The following is a 16,393-nucleotide window of genomic DNA, read 5'->3' on the forward strand; positions in this document are numbered from 1 at the left end:
CGTGGCGTCCCGGTGGCAAAGCCCGGCTTACGCCCGGGCGCGACTCAGCAGCGCCTGGATGCGGGAGACGAGTTCCCGCGGGCTGAACGGCTTGGTCACGTAGTCGTCGGCGCCGGCGCTGAACCCGCCCTCGACGTCCTGCTCCTGCACCCGCGCGGTGAGCATGATGATCAGGATGCCGGCCGTGGCCGGCTCGGAGCGCAGCATCCGGCAGACGTCGATGCCGGAGAGCCCGGGCATCGACACGTCCAGCACTGCCAGCGTGGGCTTGCGGCTCTGGGCCTGTTCGAGTGCGGTGTGGCCGTCATCGACGGCGATGACCTCGAACCCCGCCTGTTCCAGCTTGAACGCCACCAGGTCGCGGATGTCGGCGTCGTCGTCGGCGACCAGGACCACCGTCACGGCATTTCCCCCCAGCTGGTCGGCCCGTCTTCACCGTACTGATTCGCACCATATCCGGTTGATCCGGGTCGGGACGCCCGCTCGCGAAAGCCGACCGCAACCCAGGCGCAACCCGGCTGCAGCGCGCTTGCAGCCCCGCTCCGGTCTTCTGATTGCAGCCGACCAGAATGACCGCCGAGGCCGGAGGAAGCCGATGATCGCGTTCGACCAGCACGTGCGCAGCGAGGCGCTGTTCGTTTCAAACCTGCAGCGTTCCCAGCAGCCCACCCCCGAGTCGATCCGCAAGGCCGTCCTCGACACGGTCGGGCGCCTCGGCGAGACCGGCTGCGCGGAACTCGTCGCCCAGGAGTTCGGCGAGCACCCCGACTGCGCGCTCGGGCGCATGCAGTGGGCGCGTACGGCCGTACAGTCGGCCTTCGCGGCCTGAAATGCTGGCGTGCCGCAAGGCGCGCCCGTATGCTCCTCGCCATGCGCGCGCATAAAAACATGATGTGGTGGCCCGCCTGACCGGCGGCCACTTCTCCCGCGCGTAACCACCACGCGGCCGCCTCACCGAGGCGGCCGTTTTTCGTGGCCTCACCTCGGCGGCGCCCCAGCCGAGGAAGAGGACCACATGCAACCGTTCGCCCTGCTCCACCGCGACGGCGCCGACCACGTCGAGGTGCTCACCGGAGACGTCGTCACCGTCGGCACGCTGGCCGAGATCCCGCTCGAACCCGGCCGGCCCACGCTCGCGGTCATCCCCTACCGGCAGATCGCCGAACGCGGCTTCGAATGCGTCGACGACGGCGCGCCACTCGAATGCCTGCCGGTCACGTCCCGCCGGGAAGAGCCGCTCGACGCCTTCCCGGCCGGGCCGCTTAACATCACCGGCCGCGGTTTCGACCTGACCGACGACGAGTACGGCCGGATCGTCGAACAGGTTCTGCGCGACGAGATCGGTCACGGCGAGGGCGCCAACTTCGTGATCCACCGGGTCTTCCAGGGCCGGGTGTCCGGCGACCCGCTGTCCGCGGCCCGGGCGGCATTCGGACGCCTGCTGGCCGCCGAGTCCGGCACGTACTGGACGTTCCTGGTGAGCACCGGCACCCGGATCCTGGTCGGCGCCACCCCGGAACGGCATGTCAGCGTCGCCGACGGCCTGGTCATGATGAACCCGATCAGCGGCACCTTCCGGAACGGCTCCGGGTCGCTGCTCGACTTCCTCCGCGACCCGAAGGAGGTCGAGGAGCTCTACATGGTGCTCGACGAGGAACTCAAGATGATGGCCAAGGTCGCCGAGCAGGGCGGCCAGGTGGCCGGGCCCTACCTCAAGCAGATGGCCCACCTCACCCACACCGAATACCTGCTGGCCGGCAAGGGCTCACTCGACGTGCGCGACGTCCTGCGGGAAACGATGTTCGCACCGACCGTCACCGGCAGCCCGATCGAGAACGCCTGCCGGGTCATCGCCCGCCACGAACGCCGCGGCCGCGGCTACTACGCCGGCGTCCTCGCGCTCCTCGACCACGACGCAGCCGGACGCCAGACCCTCGACGCGCCGATCCTGATCCGCACCGCCGAGATCTCGCCGTCCGGCGCGCTGCGGGTTCCGGTGGGCGCCACCCTGGTGCGGCATTCGACCGCGGCGGGCGAGATCGCCGAGACCCACACCAAGGCAGCCGGCATTCTGGGGGCGCTGGGTGCGACGGCGACGGCGCCGATTTCCGTACGCCCGGAAGCCGAGTCCCCGGAGGTCCGCGCGGCACTGGCCGCCCGCAACGACGGCCTGGCGCGCTTCTGGCTCGACTCGCGGGAGCCGGACGCCCTCGTCGTGCCGGCTCTGCTGCAGCGGACCGCCCTGATCGTCGACGGCGAGGACACGTTCACCGCGATGCTCGCCCACGTCCTGAAGGCGCTGGGCCTGGTCGTGACCGTCGCGCCGTGGTCGTCACCGGGCACGCCGGCCGACTTCGACCTGGTCGTGGTCGGCCCCGGCCCGGGCGACCCGTCCGACCCCTCGGACCCGAAGATGGCGGCGATGCGATCTTTGACGTCGGACCTGCTCGCGGCGGGACGACCGGTGCTCGGTGTGTGCCTGGGCCACGAAATCCTCGCCGTACTCCTGGGGCTGTCCCTCGCCCGGCGCGAGTCGCCCTATCAAGGTCTCGCCCGCGATGTCGATCTGTTCGGCGCATCGCGCCGGGTCGGCTTCTACTCGAGCTTCGCCGCGGCCGCCCCGTCCGCCGCATTGACCAGCCCCTATGGCCCGGTCGCCGTCGCCCGGGATGCCCTCGACGGCACGGTCCACGCTCTCCGGGGCCGCTTCTTCGCCGGCGTGCAGTTCCACCCCGAGTCGGTTTTGAGCCGCGACGGCGTCGCCGTCCTCGCCGACCTGCTGCCACCCCTGCTGTCCGAATCATCGCGCCCGGATGTGATTAGCCCCGCCACGAACGGGTAGCGAAAGAAGCGTCGGTGGTCCAAGGGGATCGAGAGCCTCCGCTTGGGCCACCGGCCCCTACTTCCGCCGCTCGATGTCCATCCGGTGATGGCGCACCTCATGCAGGGTGTGCGCGGCGACCCAGCTCAGTGGCCGCTCGGCCGGCTCGGGATAGGTGTAGATCAGGGTCAGCTGCCACGCCTCGCCCGGCAGCCTCCGCAGAACGTTGGCCAGGAGCCGCGCGGCGTCCGCGAGCTGCCGGGCGACATCGGCCGGCTCCTGCTCGTTGTAGCCCTCGTGCTCGACCCGCTCATCGCGCCCCATAGGCACCGCGACCGGCTGTTCTTCCCGGCGCGCGAGCAACACCCGCTCCCGCTGCACGAGCAGCATGTCCCGCAGGTGGCAGGCATACTCCAGAGCCGACCAGACTTCCGGCCGCGGCCGGAGTCGAACGCCTGGCCCCCTCAGCAATGCCGCCACGTCGTCGGCCCCCGCGACGATCGCCGCCCCCACCTCTTCCGGCGGCGTCTCCTCATATCGAAACCCACACTCCGCACACGCAGTCACCCACGCAATGTCTCACCCGACCGTGCTTAATACACGGCTAAGAAGGGGCACAGAGTGGGATAACGGATTCTCGGGAGCCGGTGCAGATCTTGGAAAAACGGTCGGTTCGAGTTGTCGATCATGGTTGGGGGGCGGCTAGGTTTGCCGCCGCCACGTCCCCCGGCGCTGATCGATCTGAGGAGCGACATGTCGGATTCCTACGGCCCGCCGGACCGTCGCCAGCCGTCCGGGCCTTGGGATCACCACGCCGAGGCCCGCGACCAGTGGGTAGACGAGCCGCCGGGCCACCGGCTGCCGGAGCCACACGGGCCCGTCGCCGAGCCCTCCTGGATCGACGAACTGACCGGCTACCAGACCCCCAACCGGCATGACCCTCAACCCACCGAACCGTACGACCCGCGGGGCAACGACGGCCTTCCGATCCGCCGGGCCGCCGAGCACCCGGCCGGCGGCCCGGACGCCGGAGACTTCCGGACCGCCGCCTACGACCCGCTGCGGAGCGAGCCCGGTCCGACGTGGACCGGCACGGGCCGACAGGACCAGCGGCCGCCGCGGGCCGGCCGCGAGCGCGAAGACCAACGACCGGCCTGGAGAGACAACGGCACAGAGCCGGAAGGGGCCGAGCCGGAACGGGGCGGGCGGCACGCTGGGCGGTCGTCGCGACTGGTGATGGGTGGGGCTGCGGCCGCTGTCGTGTTCGTGCTCGTGGCGGGCGCCGCGGTGCTTGCGATGCACCGGGCGTCGCCGGACGCCTCGGACGCCGCGCTCAACCGCGGGGCGACCAGTCCGGCGACCGTCGGGGCGGTGCCGGACGCCGCGTACCCGTCAAGCGCGCGGCCCACCGCCAAGCCGTCGCCGTCCGGGTCGAAGTCGGCGGCCGGCCAGGCCGCCGCGAAGAAGACCGCGCCGCCCAAGGCCGGCAACGGCGGCGGCGTTGTGCCGGCGCCGCCGGACGGATTCACGCTTACCTTCGCCGACTCGTTCGGCGGGGCGGCGGGCACCGGCCTCGGCGGCGGCAAGTACCGGTATGACACCGGGCCGGGCAGCAAGTTCGGCACCGGCGAGATCGAGACGATGACCGACAGCACTCGCAACGTCTTCCACGACGGCGACGGGCATCTGGTGCTCAAGGCGATCCACGACGGAAACGGTTGGACCTCCGGACGGTTCGAGACGCAGTCCGATGCGTTCGGGGCAGCCAAGGGCGGCAAGGTCCGCATGCAGGCGTCGATCGAGCAGCCGGCCGTGACCAAGTCGAACGGTGCCGGGTACTGGCCCGCGTTCTGGATGCTCGGCAACGGCCTGCGCAACGGCGGCACCTGGCCGAAAATCGGCGAGGTCGACATTCTCGAGGATGTCAACGGGCGCAGTTCGGTCTTCGGCACCCTGCATTGCGGGACCAGCCCCGGCGGCCCCTGCGGCGAGTCGAGTGGGATCGGCTCCGGGGAGAAGGCTTGCGCCGGGTGCCAGACCGGCTTTCACACGTACGCGGTGGAGATCGACCGGTCGTCCTCGCCCGAGAGGATCCGGTGGTTCCTGGACGGCCGGAACTATTTCACGCTCAGCCAGGACCGGGTGGACGGCTCGACCTGGTCGAACGCCGTCGACCACCCGTTCTTCATCATCTTCGACCTGGCCATGGGCGGCGGCTTCCCGGACGCGTTCGGCGGCGGCCCGACCGCGTCGACCGTCTCCGGCGGCCAGATGAAGATCGACTATCTGGCGGTCTACAACTCGCGTTAGCCCCGGGGGTCGGTGACCGCCCCGAGGAACAGGATCGTGCCGGTCTGCTGGTCGGAAATGCTGAACGCGAACGGGTGGTCGGCGCGGAAGACCAGCGCATTCGACCTGGCCGAGGTCGCCATGACACCGCCGGAGACCGCGGCGGCCTCGGTGCCGTGCTCGTCGACCTTCACGTACGTCTTCTGCACCACCCCGGACAGCGGCGCGTTGACCGTGGACATCGGGCGGAAGTCCGCGTTCGGTCCGAACGCCGTGGGCATCCCGAGCCGGGCCAGCACGTCGTTGAGGCCTCCTTTCCAGCGAAGCTCGAACTTCGGCAGCGCCAGCTCGTCGATCTGCGTGGGCTGCAGCGCGGACACCGTGGAACGCCATTCGGTGGCGTCGAGATGGCCGAGCATGTCGGTCAGGGTGTGCCGGTCGTCGGGGAGCATGACCTCCATCGCGTACCGCCCGTGCTTGCCGTAAGGCAGGCGCAGCATCCGATAGCCGTCGCGCTGGGTGTAACCGAAGCTCTCGTCGTTCAGGTGCATCATCGGCACGTTGCCGACCTGCTGAAAGGGCTCCGGCCGGGTGAGTGAGGGGTCGAACGGTGTCTTCCACCGGCCGAGGAAGTAGACGGCGTTGAGCAGCACCAGCACGGCCGACGAGTCGGGCAGCCCGAGGTCCTGGGCGATACCGTCGATGAGCTTGTTTGTGTTCTTGCGCGCCCACTTGTCGATGTCCGCGGCGGTGGCCGGCGAGCCGAGGTCACCGTTCTGCACGGTCGCACCGAAGGTCTTCTTCAGGAACTCTTCGTAGTCCGTCTGGAGCGGCACGTTCGGGCCGGCCCAGAGCGCATCGGCCACCGAGAGTGTCACCTGGTCGGTGTCGGAGAGTTGCCGCAGCAGCGCGCCGACCCGCACGTCGCGGCGGTCGTTCAGGTGCAGGACCTTGGCGATCTCGGTCGCGGTGCCACCGTCCGCCCCGGCCAGCAGCATGGCCAGGAGTGCGGTCATCGACAGCGGCGACACGATCGTGTTGGCCTTGCCGTCGGCGAGCTTGCCGAACAGGTCGAACCCGAAGGCGTCGACGGCCTGGCCGACGGTTTGGGCGTCGCCGGGCTTGAGGTCGGCGACCAGCTTCTTGTCGATGCGCGCGGCGTCACCGCGCGGCGCGGGTGATCCGCAGGCGGCCAGCAGCAGCGCGGCGCAGGCCAGAGCCGCGGTGAGTGTCTTTTTCAAAGGGTCGCCCTCCTGTGTGCCGGGTAAGACGGTGGGACGGCGCCGGGCGTTCCGTGCGAGGTTCGGCGGCATGGAAAAGCTCTACCGGTTCCTCCCCGACGAGCCGTGGGTGCGCCGAACACCCGGAGCGCCGGCCGTTCGTGGCGCACGAAAGCTGGGTCGAGATCGGGTGGGCGGTACGCGGAGCGTTCTGGGGCCGGGGCTACCCGTCGGAGCTGGGGCGGGCGGCGCTGGCGTTCGCCTTCGACACGCTGGGGGTCCGGGCGGTGGTGTCGTGCACGATCCGGCACAACGTGCGATCGCGGGCGGTCATGGAGCGGATCGGGATGCGGTACGCCGGCGAGATCCGCAGCCGCGGCCTGGTCGAAGGCCTCGAGGGCGAACGGGACGACGCCCCCTACGCGGTGTGCGTCAAAGACGGGCCTCGACGGCGGTGAAGGCCTGCTCGATCGCGGCCCGGGACTCGTCGGTGTCATCGAGCATGTCGAAGCTGTGGTGGCCGTTCGGCACGTCGACGACGGTCAGCGGGGTGGCACCGGCGCGGGCCGCTTCGACGAACGCCTCGACCGTCGCGGCGATCACCGGGTTTTCGAGGCCCACCCGGGTCAGCACCACCGGGACCGTGGTGGCCGCGGCCTCCACCGGCCGGAAGCGGGCGTCGAGGCCGAAGCCCGGCAGTTCGGCCAGGAGCGGGTAGGTGAGGGCCACGCAGCGCAGCCACGGCTTCGGGGCGCGAAGCCAGTCGGCGGAGAGCGGGCCACCGCCGGAGAAGAACCAGAGGGCCACCCGGTCGGCGTCGACGCGGGGATCGGCGCGGGCCAGTTCGACGGCGGCGGCCACGTCATCGGCGGCGTCCGGGTAGGCACCCGGGTGGTGGAGCCGGTGGTCGACCGTGACGCCGGCGTAGCCGCGAGCGGCGGCCAGCGAGGCGTACCCCCGGAAGACCGGCCACTCGCGCGGCGTCGGGGTCAGCCCGGCCGGGACCGGGCCGCCGTGCACGAACACGATCGCCGGGCGGGGCTGCGACGAGGAAGGCAGGTAAAGGTCGACTCGATCGTGGCGTTCCGGCTCGGCTGGTGGGACCGGCAGCACGAACGGCTTCAGGAAATCGGGAGCGGCCATGGCCGGCAGCCTACGACCCCCGGCCCACCCGCCCCCTTCTCACCAGGTGCGGTAGACCGCCCGGTCGAAGTCGGCGAAACCGCCCTCGGCGCCCAGGTCCTGCACCCAGAGGCCCAGGAAAGCCCCGGTGAAGCCCCACGCCTCGGGTTCACCGGCGACGACGTTGGCCGCGTACTCATCGGAGAGCGTGGTGGCGTCGAGCACCGGGCCGACGTCCTGCCACGGTCCTTCGCCGGGGCGTCCGGCCCAGGCGAACGTCAGCGAGGGGCCGTCGAACGTGGCTCGGAGGCCGACGCCGAGGCCGCCGGTGAGCGGGCGCCGCACCCCGGGCACGACGCTGACCCGGCCGTTGTCACAGGCCAGCAGGTCGAGGACCGGGCGGCCGTCGTCGTCGGCGGTGACGTGCAGGTAGTACCAGTTGCGGGAGTTGTAGTAGGCGGTCAGGCCGGCCAGCTGCCGATAGTTGCGGGGCTCGAACTCGACCACGGTCTCCAGCGAGCAGCGGAAGGCGGTGACCCGCCGGGCGACCAGGCTGGGCCGTTGACGGCCCGCCGCCGACTGGCCGCCGAAGATGCGCAGGAAGCCGGGCCGCGCGGCGAGGGTGACCCAGTCCGGACCGGCCGGGCGGCGCAGCGTCGACCAGTCGAGCCCGAGCGTGGCCGAGTCGAATTCGTCGGCTTCGTCCGACGGCAGAGACGCGGAAGGCGAGGCTGAGACAGCACCGGGGCCCGGCACGTCGTCGACCGGTATGCCGCCGTCGACCCGCGGCCACCCGTCGGGACTCCAGGTGACCCGCTGGATCGCGGTCTCCCGCCCGAGCACACACCGGCCGAGCGGTGTGTAGGGACGCCCGACCAGATGGGCCAGGAACCATTCACCGTCCGGTGTGGAGACGAGGCTGCCGTGTCCCGCCTTCTGCAGCGCCAGGTCGGGACGGCCCAGCGACGTGATCATCGGGCCGGCCGGGTCCGCCTCGTACGGCCCCAGGAGCTCGCGCGAGCGAGCGACGGTGACCTGGTGCTCCCAGCTCGTGCCGCCCTCGGCCGTGACCAGGTAGTACCAGCCGTCGATGCGATAAAGGTTGGGGCCCTCGGTGAGCGCCGCCGCCGTGCCGGTGAAGATCATGTGCTCGGGGCCGGTCAACCGGCGCGCCGACCGGTCGTACTGCTGGATCGAGATGCCGGCGAACCGGTTCCGCCCCGGACGCCAGTCGGCGACCATCGACAGCATCCAGGTCGTGCCGTCGTCGTCGTGGAAGAACGACGCGTCGAAGCCGCGCCCGTGCAGCACCACCGGGTCGGACCACGGTCCGGACGGGTCGGTTGCGGTGACCACATAGTTCTGCGGGTCCCAATAGCCGGACAGGAACGTCGCGACGTCGGTGTAGACCAGGTAGAAGAGGCCGTCGGCCCAGGTCAGGTTGGGCGCCCACACCCCGCAGGAGTCGCCCGCGCCGGTCAGGTCGAGCAGCCGCTTCTCGGTCAGCGCCCCGCGCATCGGGCGCCAGCTGACCAGGTCGGTGGAGTGGTGCAGCCGGACCGCCGGGAACCACTCGAAGGTCGAGGTGGCGATGTAGTAGTCGGTGCCGACCCGCAGGATCGACGGGTCGGGGTGGAAGCCGGGCAGCACCGGGTTGTGGATGGTGCGCTGCTCAGTTTCGACTTCAGCTGGCGTCGTATGGCTGGTCATGCCCATCCTAAGCGTCGTAAGTTTCGCGACTATACCGTAAATTGCGGCCATTGAACCATCCGTCGAAGAGGTCGGTACACAGGTTTGTGGCGAAACGGGTGGTCGTCGTGGTCGCCGGCGTGCCGCTCTCTTTGGCCGTCGCCCGGCTGTTCGAGTTGCCGCTGTAGCGCTACAGCTCGTGGCGAGCCGTCGAGAGTGGCTCTGACGCCACGGGCAGCCGGGGCCGGCGGCGGCTGCTCTCCGGTCGCGGTCCACAGGCGAAGCAAGCCGGGCGGGAGCTCGCCGTCGAGGCGTCGCTCGGTTCTGCTGCGGGCGCAGGCGCTGAAGGCGGCGAGGGCCTATGCGCAGCTGGCCGCCAGGCGGTCCGGGTCCGGGTGGGACCGGCCTGCGGACGGCCTGGATCTGTCCGACCTGCTGAGCGGGGTCGGGGCCGAGTTCACCACGCAGGCCGTGACGATGGTCGCGAGTTCGACGTGCTCGCATGGCTCGGCGCCGGCCCACTACCGGCGAGGGTGGCGGCCGAGCGCTGACGAGGGCTCGAACATCCGCTCGCGGCGGGGCCGTGCCTGCCGCGCAAGTGGACCTTGCCGAATTGACCGGCGCGGACCTCGGCCGGTCAGGTCGTCGGCTCCGCGGCTAGCGACCCGCGGCGATTGCCTCGGCCACCTGGCGCAGCTGGGCGTGGTCGGGCTGGAAGCCGGCCGCGATGTCCGGGTGCAGGTGCTCCTTCGTGCGGTCCAGGAGCTGCTGGCAGACCGTTTCGACAGGCTCACCGGCGTACGTCTGGCGGGTTTGCTCGGTTGCGGCCTGTAGGGCCGAAGTCAGCTGTTCCTCGAGTGGCCGGCGCAGCTTCTCCTCGACCTGGTTGAGGCTGTGCGGATCCAAGGTGACCTGCGGCTCGGTCATGAAGAAAACCCCCTGTGGCTCGATGGCGCGACGCGGATACCCATACCCCTCTCCTGGATAAACGCTCCGGCGCGAAGATCGTTGTTTCGGGGTTTGTCCAATCACTCACCGGGGCAGTGGGATCACGTACCGCTAAAGTGACAGGTGTCACTTCAGCGGTAGAACCTGCCGGATGGAGGGGTCCATGGCACAACCCTACCGACATCCGCAACGGCGTACCCGACGCGCCCGGGCCTTCGCGGCCGGGGCTGCGCTCGCCTTGGCCGCCCCACTGGCGGCCTGCGGATCCAGCGACGAGGGCGGCGTACCCGTCCTGAACTACTACCAGTTCCCGGTCGAGCACATGCAGAACGTGGTCGACACGTGCAACCAGCAGGCCGCGGGTAAGTACAAGATCGACTATCAGGTGCTTCCGCGCACCGCCGACGACCAGCGCATCCAGATGGTGCGCCGGCTCGCGGCCAAGGACAGCAGCATGGACATTCTGGGCATGGACGTCACCTGGACCCAGGAGTTCGCCAGCGCGAACTGGATCCGGGAGTTCGCCGGGGCCGACAGGACCCAGGTGACGGACGGGACGCTGCCCGGTCCGCTCGCGTCCGGCACCTACAACGACAAGCTGTACGCGGCGCCGAACAACACCAACGTCCAGTTGCTCTGGTACCGCAAGGACCTCGTGCCCACCCCACCGAAGACGTGGGACGAGATGATCGGCATGTCCCGGCAACTCAAACAGCAGGGCAAGCCGTACCAGATCCTGACCATGGGTGCGCAGTACGAGGGCCTGGTCGTGTTGTTCAACAGCCTGGTCGCCAGCGCGGGCGGACACGTGGTCAGCGACGACGGCAAGAAGGCGATCATGGATGCCGGGGCGGTCAAGGGGCTGCAGGAACTCAAGGCGTTCGCGACGGCCGGCGTGACCAACGCGTCGTTCTCCAACATGATCGAGGACGACGTCCGGCACGCGTTCCAGAACAACGAGGGCGCGTTCGAGCTGAACTGGCCCTACGTCTACGCCTCGATGCAGACCGAAAACCCCCAGCTGGCCAAGGACTTCGCCTGGACGCGCTATCCGGCGATCGACGCGGGCACGCCGAGCGTCACCACGATCGGTGGGTCCAACCTGGCCGTCAGCTCGTACAGCAAACACCCGGATCTCGCCTTTGACGCCGTCAAATGCCTGCGCGGTCCGGAATCCCAGAAGTACCTCGCGGTCAATGCCGGCCAGCCGCCGTCGATCGAGTCGGTCTACAACGACCCGGACATGGCCAAGGCGTACCCGATGAGGAACGAACTGCTCGACGAGTTGAAGAATGCGGCGCCCCGCCCGCGGACCCCGGCCTACCAGAACCTCTCGACCGTGGTCGCCGCCCAGCTGTCGCCGCCGTCGAAGATCGACCCGCAGAAGACCGCCGACTCGCTCAGGAAGGCGATCCAGGACGCGATCGACTCGAAGGGGGTGCTGCCGTGACCGCAGTCGCCACGCGGGAGCAGACCAAGCAGAAACCAAAGGCCGTACTCAGCGAGGGCAAACGGCAGGAAAGGAAGCTGGGCTGGCTGCTCTGCGCGCCGGCCGCGATCGTGATGGTCGCGGTGACCGCCTATCCGATCCTCTATTCGCTGTGGCTCTCGTTCCAGCGCTACGACCTGAAGTTCCCCGATCAGCGCAAGTTCGTCGGCCTTTCCAACTACGCCACCGTATTGAGCAACAACTACTGGTGGACGGCGTTCGGCGTGACCGTGCTGATCACGGTCGTCTCGGTCGTCGTCGAACTGGTTCTCGGCATGGCGTTGGCCCTGCTGATGCATAGAACCGTGATCGGTCGCGGTCTGGTGCGGACCTCCGCTTTGATTCCGTACGGGATCGTCACCGTGGTCGCCGCATTCAGCTGGCGTTACGCCTGGACGCCCGGCACGGGCTATCTGGCCAATCTGGTCACCCCGAACGGGGCGCCGCTGACCGAACGCGCCGACGCCCTGGGCATCATCATTCTCGCCGAGATCTGGAAGACCACGCCGTTCATGGCCCTGCTGCTGATGGCCGGGCTTGCGCTGGTGCCCGACGACCTGCTCAAGGCCGCCGCAATGGACGGCGCCAGCTGGTGGCAGCGCTTCACCAAGGTGATGCTGCCGGTGATGAAGCCGGCCATCCTGGTCGCACTACTGTTCCGCACGCTGGACGCGTTCCGGGTCTTCGACAACATCTACGTGCTGACCAACGGCGCCAACGAGACGTCATCGGTGTCGATGATTGCCTACAACAACCTGATCAAGGGGTTGAACCTCGGTATCGGCTCGACCATGTCGGTGCTGATCTTCATCGCGGTGGCGATCATCGCGTTCGTCTTCGTGAAGCTGTTCGGCACCGCGGCGCCCGGCAGCAGCGACGACGGGGGGCGCTGATGGCTACCGTGACCGCCGGAACCAAGGCGAAGTACGGCGCACTCGACGCGATCGTGGTCATCTTCGCGCTCTTCCCGGTGCTCTGGATCGTCTCGCTGTCGTTCAAGACGACCTCGACCCTGACCGACGGCAATCTCATCCCCCGTCAGTGGACATGGGCCAACTACAAAACCATTTTCGAGACCGATCAATTCGTACGCGCGTTGATCAACTCGATCGGCATCGCACTCATATCGACCTTGATCGCTGTGGTTCTGGGCACCATGGCCGCGTACGCGATCAGCCGCCTCGATTTCCCGGGGAAATCGCTCCTCGTCGGGGTTTCCCTTCTCATCGCGATGTTCCCGCAGGTGTCGCTGGTGTCGCCGCTGTTCAACATCGAGCGGAACACCGGCCTGTTCGACACGTGGCCGGGCCTGATCCTGCCGTACATCACGTTCGCGCTGCCGCTGGCGATCTACACGCTGTCGGCGTTCTTCAAACAGATCCCGTGGGACCTCGAAAAAGCCGCCAAGATGGACGGTGCCACCCAGGCCGAGGCGTTCCGCAAGGTGATCGCCCCGCTGGCCGCGCCGGGCGTATTCACCACCGCGATCCTCGTCTTCATCTTCTGCTGGAACGACTTCCTGTTCGCGATCTCGCTGACCTCGACCGAGCGTTCCCGTACGGTGCCGGCCGCGCTGTCGTTCTTCACCGGCGCCTCCCAGTTCGAGGACCCGACCGGCGCCATCTCGGCCGCGGCGGTAGTCATCACGATTCCGATCATCCTGTTCGTGCTCTTCTTCCAGAAGCGCATCGTCGCGGGCCTGACGTCCGGCGCGGTGAAGGGTTAGGTGTGCTCAATTGGCTGAGATCGTTCTCGACAAGGTGACCAAGAAATACCCGGACGGCACGACCGCGGTGCACGAGATCGACCTCTCGATCGCCGACGGCGAGTTCATCATCCTGGTGGGCCCGTCGGGGTGCGGGAAGTCGACGACACTCAACATGATTGCCGGGCTGGAAGACATCACGTCCGGCGAGTTGCGCATCGCCGGGGAACGCGTCAACGACAAGGCCCCGAAGGACCGCGACATCGCGATGGTCTTCCAGTCGTACGCGCTTTACCCCAACATGACCGTGCGGGAGAACATGGCGTTCCCGTTGCGGTTGGCCAAGATGGACAAGGCGGTCATCAATTCCAAGGTCGACGAGGCGGCGCGGGTGCTGGAACTGACCGACTACCTCGACCGCAAGCCGGCCAACCTGTCCGGCGGCCAGCGCCAGCGGGTGGCGATGGGCCGCGCGATCGTACGCAGCCCGAAAGCGTTCCTGATGGACGAGCCGCTGTCCAATCTGGATGCCAAACTGCGGGTGCAGATGCGCACCCAGGTGTCGCGCCTGCAGAAACAACTGGCGACGACCACCGTCTACGTGACACACGACCAGACCGAGGCGATGACACTCGGCGACCGGGTCGTGGTCATGCGGGGCGGCTACATCCAGCAGGTGGGCGACCCGCAGACCCTGTACGACAACCCGCTCAACCTGTTCGTGGCCGGGTTCATCGGCTCGCCGTCGATGAACTTCCTGGCGGTCACGATCGAGGACAGCAAGCTGCGTACGCCCCTGGGTGACCTGCCGCTCGGCGACCGCCTGCGGCAGAAACTGACGGCCGGCAACGCCCCGAAGCAGTTGATCCTGGGCATCCGGCCGGAGCACTTCGAGGACGCGGCCCTGATCGAGGAACACCAGCGGGCCCGCGGCTTCGAGTTCAACGCGCCGGTCGACCTGGTCGAATCGATGGGCTCCGACAAGTACGTCTACCTGACCGTGGAGGGCGACCAGGCGGCCTCCGCCGACCTCGAAGAATTGGCGGCCGACGCCGGCGGCGCCGACCTGCCGCCACAGGACAGCCTGGTGACCCGCCTGTCCGCCGAGTCCCGGGTGCGCGACGGCCGCGAGGCCCAAATCTGGATGAACCTCGACAAAATCCACCTCTTCGACCCGTCCGACGGCCGCAACATCACCCTCGACGAGGGCATGGCCGCCGACGTCCCGGCATCTTGACCCGCTGATCAATCCGCGGAGACCGGCGGCCCGCGCCATGGGCCGCCGGTTTTCCATGCGCACTTCTCCAGGCATGGAGTATGCGAAGAGCGTTGCTCGGGAATGAACATCCGCTCAGCGGGTCGGCGCCGGCCCGGGGCGAGCAGGTTGCGGATGCGGTGGCTAGCGGTAGTTTGCCGCCTTCGTAACCTTCTTCCGGTCTGGGGCGTTGCGTTCGACACGTGTTGTGTCGAGCGGTGGGGTGCTGAGTGGTTCGTTCGTGCAGTGTGTCCGCCGGCTGCGGGTCCGTTGGAGGACTACGCAGCCGAGTTTGACGAGTTGTTCTCCCGGCTGGCGCAGCGGCGCGGGTTCCGTGATTATCTGACCGGTCTGCTGGCGCCTCGAGACCGCAACAAGACGCTGACCGGGCTGGCCGGTTCCGAGCCGGTCATCGGGGCGCAGCACGCTGCGGCGCAACGGCTGCAGTACTTCCTATCGCAGTCCACATGGGATCCCGATCAGGTCAACCGACGGCGGCTTGAGATATTGGTGAACGACCCGGCGACCGCGCCGCACGCTCGTGGTGTGATCGCGATCGACGATTCCGGCGATCGTAAAGACGGGACCGCCACGGCACATGTCGGGCGGCAGTGGCTGGGCCGTTACGGCAAGACCGACAACGGCATCGTCACGGTGACCACGGTGTGGGCCGACGAACGCGTCTACTACCCGTTGCACGCTGAGGCCTATACCCCGGCCTCGCATTTCGAGAAGAAACAGGCTGATCCCGAGTTCCGGACCAAGCTGCAGATCGCTAAAGACTCGATCGGCAAGGCGCTCACGGCCGGCGTCATCTGCCGGGCGGTGGTAGCGGACAGCTACTACGGTGACCACGACCCGCTGCGCGCAGAACTGAGCCGCAGCGGGCTGGGTTTCGTCATGGCCCTCAAACCATCCCGCGGCACGTGGCAGTACGGCGCCGATGCATACACCCCGAAAGACGCCGCCCGAGTCGTGCCGTGGGGCGGCCCGGACGATCCCGGCGGCTGGCAGCCGGTCGTGCGCCGGTTCCGTGACGGGCACACCGAGACCTGGTGGGCCACCGACGCCCAGCTCGGCTGGTGGGGACCCGACGGACACACCCGCCTGGTCATCGCGACCACCGACCCGCAGATCCTGCCAGACAAAGGCACCTGGTATCTGGCCACCAACCTGCACCGCCCCGGCGGCCCCCACGACGTCCAGAGCGCGGCCCACGAGCCGGCCGATCTGACCGAGGTCGTGCGGCTCTACGGCATCCGGCACCGGATCGAGCAAAGCTACAAACAGGTCAAAGACGAACTCGGCTGGGCCGACTTCCAAGTCCGCTCCGCCATCGCGATCCGCCGCCACCAAGCCCTGGTGAACTGTGCGTTCTCGTTCTGCTGGGACACCTGGTTCGACCCACCATCCACAAAAGACCTCAGCCCGACCCCGCCGGACCCGTCAGACGACGACTCCGCAGAGAGGGGGCCCAACCGCCGGCCCGCCAGCCAGATACCCGAGCTGGCCTAAAGCGCTACGCGCCGTCCGCGCCTGGCTCACCCCATGGCCCCTGCTACATCGTTGCTGGCAGGCATGGACTGACAAGCCACCACCCCGCGAACTCCAGCAACTCCTCAACGCCGTCGCCAACGGCCACGCCCTCAACCTCTATCTACCACCATAAAGACGACAAACTACCGCTAGCGGGCTGTGAGCGGTGACCGCCGCGATCGTCCGCGGGCCGGTCTCGGTCAAGCCCGGATCGGCCTGCTTCTGGATCACCGCGCCGCCGTACGCTCCGACCTCAGTCGACACGTACGGCACCACCGATGACGACAGGTCGTATGGCAGCAGTCCACCCCCGACGGGT

15 protein-coding genes are annotated in these 16,393 nt (G+C 68.7%); 9 read left to right on the forward strand and 6 right to left on the reverse strand.

The window, feature by feature from the left end:
* Positions 1-27: 27 nt before the first annotated feature.
* Complete coding sequence (locus tag ACIA5C_RS03845) at positions 28-402, reverse strand: response regulator transcription factor (protein WP_396050921.1); 375 nt, start codon at positions 400-402, stop codon at positions 28-30.
* Between the two features lie 193 nt (positions 403-595).
* Between ACIA5C_RS03845 and ACIA5C_RS03850 the strand changes: the two genes are divergently transcribed.
* Positions 596-829, forward strand: a complete 234-nt coding sequence (locus ACIA5C_RS03850; protein WP_396050923.1) for a hypothetical protein — start codon at positions 596-598, stop codon at positions 827-829.
* Positions 830-1,015: 186 nt separating this feature from the next.
* The gene (locus ACIA5C_RS03855; RefSeq protein WP_396050925.1) at positions 1,016-2,842 is read left to right on the forward strand and encodes an anthranilate synthase family protein; all 1,827 of its coding nucleotides are present in this window, start codon (positions 1,016-1,018) and stop codon (positions 2,840-2,842) included.
* 57 nt (positions 2,843-2,899) lie between these two features.
* On the opposite strand, the gene ACIA5C_RS03860 is transcribed toward ACIA5C_RS03855, so the two are convergent.
* A complete protein-coding gene (locus tag ACIA5C_RS03860) occupies positions 2,900-3,388 on the reverse strand; it encodes a DinB family protein (protein ID WP_396050927.1) in 489 nt (162 codons plus the stop codon).
* A 186-nt stretch (positions 3,389-3,574) separates the two neighbouring features.
* On the opposite strand from ACIA5C_RS03860, the gene ACIA5C_RS03865 reads away from it, so the two are divergent.
* Positions 3,575-5,131: a family 16 glycosylhydrolase gene (locus ACIA5C_RS03865; RefSeq protein WP_396050929.1), complete on the forward strand. Its 1,557-nt coding sequence runs from the start codon at positions 3,575-3,577 to the stop codon at positions 5,129-5,131.
* Here ACIA5C_RS03865 and ACIA5C_RS03870 read toward each other — a convergent pair.
* Entirely contained in the window at positions 5,128-6,351 is a 1,224-nt protein-coding gene (locus ACIA5C_RS03870; RefSeq protein WP_396050931.1) for a serpin family protein, read from the reverse strand. The genes ACIA5C_RS03865 and ACIA5C_RS03870 overlap by 4 nt on opposite strands.
* Positions 6,352-6,491: 140 nt before the next feature.
* On the opposite strand from ACIA5C_RS03870, the gene ACIA5C_RS03875 reads away from it, so the two are divergent.
* Positions 6,492-6,788 (forward strand): GNAT family N-acetyltransferase, encoded by a 297-nt coding sequence (locus tag ACIA5C_RS03875; protein WP_396050933.1) that lies wholly within the window; start codon positions 6,492-6,494, stop codon positions 6,786-6,788.
* Here the strand turns inward: ACIA5C_RS03875 and ACIA5C_RS03880 are convergent.
* The 3 genes from ACIA5C_RS03880 to ACIA5C_RS03890 all read right to left on the reverse strand — a co-directional run bounded on the left by ACIA5C_RS03880 (position 6,763) and on the right by ACIA5C_RS03890 (position 10,068).
* Positions 6,763-7,473, reverse strand: coding sequence for an alpha/beta hydrolase (locus tag ACIA5C_RS03880; RefSeq protein ID WP_396050934.1), 711 nt, complete (start codon positions 7,471-7,473; stop codon positions 6,763-6,765). The two genes, ACIA5C_RS03875 and ACIA5C_RS03880, sit on opposite strands and share 26 nt — an antisense overlap.
* A 39-nt stretch (positions 7,474-7,512) precedes the next feature.
* Positions 7,513-9,162: a glycoside hydrolase family 43 protein gene (locus ACIA5C_RS03885; protein WP_396050936.1), complete on the reverse strand. Its 1,650-nt coding sequence runs from the start codon at positions 9,160-9,162 to the stop codon at positions 7,513-7,515.
* Between the two features lie 636 nt (positions 9,163-9,798).
* The gene (locus tag ACIA5C_RS03890; RefSeq protein ID WP_396050937.1) at positions 9,799-10,068 is read right to left on the reverse strand and encodes a hypothetical protein; all 270 of its coding nucleotides are present in this window, start codon (positions 10,066-10,068) and stop codon (positions 9,799-9,801) included.
* Positions 10,069-10,252: 184 nt separating this feature from the next.
* Between ACIA5C_RS03890 and ACIA5C_RS03895 the strand changes: the two genes are divergently transcribed.
* The 5 genes from ACIA5C_RS03895 to ACIA5C_RS03915 all read left to right on the forward strand — a co-directional run bounded on the left by ACIA5C_RS03895 (position 10,253) and on the right by ACIA5C_RS03915 (position 16,053).
* Entirely contained in the window at positions 10,253-11,539 is a 1,287-nt protein-coding gene (locus ACIA5C_RS03895) for an ABC transporter substrate-binding protein (protein WP_396050939.1), read from the forward strand.
* Positions 11,536-12,471: a carbohydrate ABC transporter permease gene (locus tag ACIA5C_RS03900; RefSeq protein ID WP_396050942.1), complete on the forward strand. Its 936-nt coding sequence runs from the start codon at positions 11,536-11,538 to the stop codon at positions 12,469-12,471. Before ACIA5C_RS03895 ends, ACIA5C_RS03900 begins: the two co-directional genes overlap by 4 nt.
* Positions 12,471-13,304, forward strand: a complete 834-nt coding sequence (locus tag ACIA5C_RS03905; RefSeq protein WP_396050945.1) for a carbohydrate ABC transporter permease — start codon at positions 12,471-12,473, stop codon at positions 13,302-13,304. The genes ACIA5C_RS03900 and ACIA5C_RS03905 overlap by 1 nt, the downstream gene beginning before the upstream one ends.
* A gap of 10 nt (positions 13,305-13,314) precedes the next feature.
* Positions 13,315-14,520, forward strand: a complete 1,206-nt coding sequence (locus tag ACIA5C_RS03910; RefSeq protein ID WP_396050946.1) for an ABC transporter ATP-binding protein — start codon at positions 13,315-13,317, stop codon at positions 14,518-14,520.
* A 288-nt stretch (positions 14,521-14,808) separates the two neighbouring features.
* Positions 14,809-16,053 (forward strand): IS701 family transposase, encoded by a 1,245-nt coding sequence (locus ACIA5C_RS03915; protein WP_396050948.1) that lies wholly within the window; start codon positions 14,809-14,811, stop codon positions 16,051-16,053.
* Positions 16,054-16,393: the final 340 nt, after the last annotated feature.

This window comes from Actinoplanes sp. NPDC051343, assembly GCF_044455125.1.
GTDB lineage: Bacteria > Actinomycetota > Actinomycetes > Mycobacteriales > Micromonosporaceae > Actinoplanes.

Coding starts and splice junctions, on each gene's coding strand:
- ACIA5C_RS03850 (WP_396050923.1), top strand. CDS start 596: ATGATCGCGTTCGACCAGCACGTGCGCAGCGAGGCGCTGTTCGTTTCA.
- ACIA5C_RS03865 (WP_396050929.1), top strand. CDS start 3,575: ATGTCGGATTCCTACGGCCCGCCGGACCGTCGCCAGCCGTCCGGGCCT.
- ACIA5C_RS03855 (WP_396050925.1), top strand. CDS start 1,016: ATGCAACCGTTCGCCCTGCTCCACCGCGACGGCGCCGACCACGTCGAG.
- ACIA5C_RS03885 (WP_396050936.1), bottom strand. CDS start 9,162: ATGACCAGCCATACGACGCCAGCTGAAGTCGAAACTGAGCAGCGCACC.
- ACIA5C_RS03895 (WP_396050939.1), top strand. CDS start 10,253: ATGGCACAACCCTACCGACATCCGCAACGGCGTACCCGACGCGCCCGG.
- ACIA5C_RS03905 (WP_396050945.1), top strand. CDS start 12,471: ATGGCTACCGTGACCGCCGGAACCAAGGCGAAGTACGGCGCACTCGAC.
- ACIA5C_RS03880 (WP_396050934.1), bottom strand. CDS start 7,473: ATGGCCGCTCCCGATTTCCTGAAGCCGTTCGTGCTGCCGGTCCCACCA.
- ACIA5C_RS03890 (WP_396050937.1), bottom strand. CDS start 10,068: ATGACCGAGCCGCAGGTCACCTTGGATCCGCACAGCCTCAACCAGGTC.